This window comes from Streptomyces aurantiacus JA 4570 (assembly GCF_000414115.1).
In the GTDB taxonomy this organism is placed as follows: Bacteria; Actinomycetota; Actinomycetes; order Streptomycetales; family Streptomycetaceae; genus Streptomyces; species Streptomyces aurantiacus_A.
In genome coordinates, this window is sequence record NZ_AOPZ01000385.1 from 1 (window position 1) to 4194 (window position 4194).

Consider the following 4194-nt stretch of genomic DNA (forward strand, 5'->3'; position numbering starts at 1 on the left):
TCGGCCGCACCGACCACCAGCTCAAGCTCCGCGGTCACCGCATCGAAGCGGGCGAGGTCGAGACGGTCCTCACGCGTCACCCCGCCGTCCTGGACGCCGTGGTGACCGTGCGGGAGGACGAGCCCGACCTGCCGCGCCTGGTCGCCCATTTGCTGGCCGCGCCGGGCGCCGAGCCCCCCGCGGCAGCCGAACTGCGCGCCCTGGCCGCGGGCGCCCTGCCAGGACCGATGGTGCCGTCCGCGTTCGTCGTCATGGAGCGCTTCCCGCTCACCGACAACGGCAAGACGGACCGGGCCGCACTGCCCGCACCCCCCACGGCCCTGGAGGAGGCACCCGACCGTGTCGCGCCCCGCACCCCCACCGAGGAGGTCCTGGCCGACATCTGGGAGGAGATCCTGCACACGACGGTGGGAGCGGAGGACGACTACCTCCTGCTCGGCGGCGACTCCCTGCGTGCCCTGCACATCGTCTCGCGGGCCAACGACGCCTTCGGCGTGAGCCTCACACCCCGCGACGTCCTGGTCCACCGCACGGTCGCCGCCCTGGCCGACCTGGTGGAGGAGCAGGTGCTCAGCGAACTCGAAGACGCCGCGCGCGGCGACAGCGACCACGACGAACGGTAAGGACCCCCACGACCATGACGTCTTCGAAGCGAGACCGCGCCGAGGCCCTGCCCCAGGACCTCAAGGAGGCGCTGCGCCGCCGCCTTGCCGGACGGGCCGGGGCCACAGCCGGCGGGGCGGGCCGGGCCGGGGCACCGGACGCGACGGCCCGGCGGGGCATCCCGCGCGCGGACCGCACCCGCCCGCTGCCGCTGTCCTTCGCCCAGCAGCGGCTGTGGTTCCTCGACCGCCTCAGCCCCGGCGACGCCACCTACAACAGCGCGATCGCCCTGCGGCTCACCGGCACGCTGGATCGCACCGCCCTCTCCCGCGCCCTCGACACCGTGGTGGCCCGGCACGAGGCGCTGCGCACCACGTTCGAGGAGAGCGACGGGCGGCCGACGCAGAGCGTGCGCCCGGCGGGCCCGGTGCCGCTGCCCGTCCGGGACCTGGCCGCGTCGAACGGGCACGCCTCCGCCGGGCCGGGAGCAGTCGACGGCGCCGTGCTGGACACCGCGCTCCTCGCTGAGTACGGCCGCCCGTTCGACCTCGCCGCCGACGCGCCGCTGCGCGCCCTGCTGCTGCGGGAGTCGGACGCCTCGCACGTCCTGATGCTGACCGCCCATCACATCGTCACCGACGGCTGGTCGATGGGTGTGCTCCTGGAAGAGCTGTGCACCGCCTACGACGCCTTCGCCCGGGGTGCGGAGCCGGACCTGCCGCCGGTGGCGACGCAGTACCCGGACTTCGCGGTGTGGCAGCGCGAACAGCTCTCCGGGACCCGGATCGAACGCCAGATCGCCTACTGGAAGAAGCAGTTGACCGGCTCCGTGGCGCCCGCGCTGCCACTGGACCGGCCGCGCGGCGGCGAGGAGCCCGGGGCAGGCGCGATCCACCACTTCACCGTGCCCGCCGACATCACGGCCCGGCTGCGCACCCTGGCGACCGGGCAGCACACCACCCTCTTCACCTCCCTGGTCGCCGCCTGCCAGACCCTGCTCGCCCGCTGGTCCGGGCAGGACGACATCACCATCGGCTCCCTGACGCCCGGACGCCCCCGCACCGACCTGGAACGCGCCGTGGGCTTCTTCGCCCACACCGTCGTCCTGCGCACCCCCGTGGAGCCCGGCGGCTCCTTCCGCGACCTGCTCACCGCCACCGCCGACACCGTCAACGACGCCTTCGCGCACGGCGACACCCCGTTCGAGCGCCTGGTGGAGGCCGTCGGCGCGCCCCGCGAGGCCGGCCGCAACCCCCTGTTCGACGTCATGGTCCTGCTGCACCCGGACCCGCCCACCGCGCCCGCCCTGCACGGCCTGTCCGTCGCCCCGGTGACCGTGCCCCGCCAGGCATCCGCGTTCGACCTGAGCGTGGAGTTCGTACCGGACGGCGACCGGCTCGCCGGAATGCTCGAGTACCGCACCGACCTGTTCGACACGGCCACCGCCGAGCGGATGGCGGACCAGCTCCTGTGGCTCCTCGACGGCGCCACCACGCAACCGGACCGGCCCCTGGACGCGCTGCCCCTGCTCTCCCCGGACGAGGCGCGGCGCGTCACGGACGAGTGGAACGCGACCGCGCGCCCCGTCCCCACCACGACCTGCCCCGAACTGTTCGCGCGCCAGGCCGGGCGCACCCCGCACGCCACCGCCCTGGTCGCCGGGGGCGAGCGCCTCGACTACGCGACACTCGACGCCCGCGCCACCCGCCTCGCCCACCACCTCGTCGCCCGCGGCGCCGGCCCCGAACGCCTGGTCGCGCTGCGCCTGCCCCGCACCGCCGACATGGTCGTGGCGATCCTCGCCGTGTGGAAGTCCGGCGCCGGCTATCTGCCGCTCGACCTCGCCCTGCCCGAGGAGCGCGTGCGGTTCCTGCTCGACGACGCGCGACCGGCCCTCGTCCTGGACGAGGAGGCGCTGCGCGACGCGTCCGGGGAGGCGGGCGCAGAGGTGCCCGGTGCGCCGGACCCGGCAGGGTCCACCCCTCTCACCCCGCCCGACCCCGACACCACCGCCTACGTCATCTACACCTCCGGCTCCACCGGCCGCCCCAAGGGTGTCGCCGTGTCCCACCGCTCCGCGGCGAACCTCCTGGCGGGCCACCGCGAGGGCTTCGTCGCCGACGCGGGCGACGGGCCGCTGCGGGTGGCGCTGACCGCGTCGTTCTCCTTCGACACCTCCCTGGAGGGCGTGCTGCTGCTGGCCGACGGCCACCCGCTGCACCTGGTCGACGAGGCGACCCGGCTCGACGCCGCCGCGCTGGTCGAGTACGTCGTCGAGCACCGCGTCGACTTCCTCGACCTGACGCCCTCCTACCTGCGGCAGCTGCTGCCCGCCGGACTGCTCACCGACCCGCGCCACCGCCCGCGCGTGCTGATGCTGGGCGGCGAGGCCATCGGCCCCGGCCTGTGGCGCGACCTCGCCGGGCACCGGGACGTGGCCGCGTACAACTTCTACGGCCCCACCGAGTGCACGGTCGACGCCCTGGCCTGCCGCATCGAGGGGGCGGACCGGCCGCTGGTGGGCCGGCCGCTGCCCAACGTGCGGGCCTACGTCCTCGACGCCGGTCTGCGGCCCGTGCCGCCCGGCGTCGGCGGTGAGCTGTACCTCGCGGGCGAGCAACTGGCCCGCGGCTACGCAGGACGCCCCGGCCTCACCGCCGCGCGCTTCCTCGCCGACCCCTACGGTGCCCCCGGCACCCGCATGTACCGCACCGGCGACCTGGCCCGCTGGACCGCCGACGGGCGCCTCGACTACCTCGGGCGCGCCGACGACCAGGTGAAGGTGCGCGGCCACCGCATCGAGCCGGGCGAGGTCGAGGCGGCGCTCCTCGACCTGCCGGAGATCACCGCCGCCGCGGTCGTCGCCGTGGCCGACACCCACGGCCATCCGCGCCTCGCCGCCTACCTCGTGCCCGCCGCGGACGCCGTCCGGCCCCAGGCGTCGGAGCTGCGGGCCGCCTGCCACCGGGTCCTGCCCGACCACATGGTGCCGTCGTCCTTCAGCCTGCTCGACGCGCTGCCCCTGACCACCAGCGGCAAGCTCGACCGCCGCGCCCTGCCGGCCCCCGACCTCGACGCGGCCCCGCGCGAGCGGGAGTTCGTCGCCCCGCGCACCGGCGACGAGCAGACGCTCGCCGACATCTGGGCCGACGTCCTCGGCATCGCCCGCGTCGGCGTCACCGACAACTTCTTCGAGCTGGGCGGCGACTCCATCCTCAGCATCCAGGCCGTCTCGCGCGCCCGCGCGGCCGGACTCCAGCTGACCTCGCAGGACGTCTTCCGCCACCAGACCGTCGCCGACCTGGCCACCGCCGCGTCCCGCAGGACCGCCGCCGTGCCCGCGCCCCGGCGGCCGCGCACCGACGGGCCCGCGCCGCTGACCCCCGTACAGGAGTGGTTCTTCACCACCCACGGCGCGCTGCGGCACTTCAGCATGTCGATGCTCCTCGACCTGCCGCACGACGTCGACGAGCAGGCCCTGGAGCGGTCATTGACCGCGCTGGCCGCGCACCACCCGGCGCTGCGCACCCGGTTCACCCGGAACGCGACGGGCTGGGAACAGCACCCCGTCGCCGCCCCCGCCACCGGCCT

At 75.6% G+C, this 4194-nt stretch carries 2 protein-coding genes; both read left to right on the plus strand.

The features are described 5' to 3' along the window. Window positions 1–623 (plus strand): phosphopantetheine-binding protein (locus tag STRAU_RS31515; protein ID WP_037663171.1); only part of this gene is annotated, 623 nt, incomplete at its 5' end. Between the two features lie 14 nt (window positions 624–637). Then, window positions 638–4194: non-ribosomal peptide synthetase (locus STRAU_RS31520; protein ID WP_037663174.1), on the plus strand; the 3557-nt coding region annotated here is incomplete at its 3' end.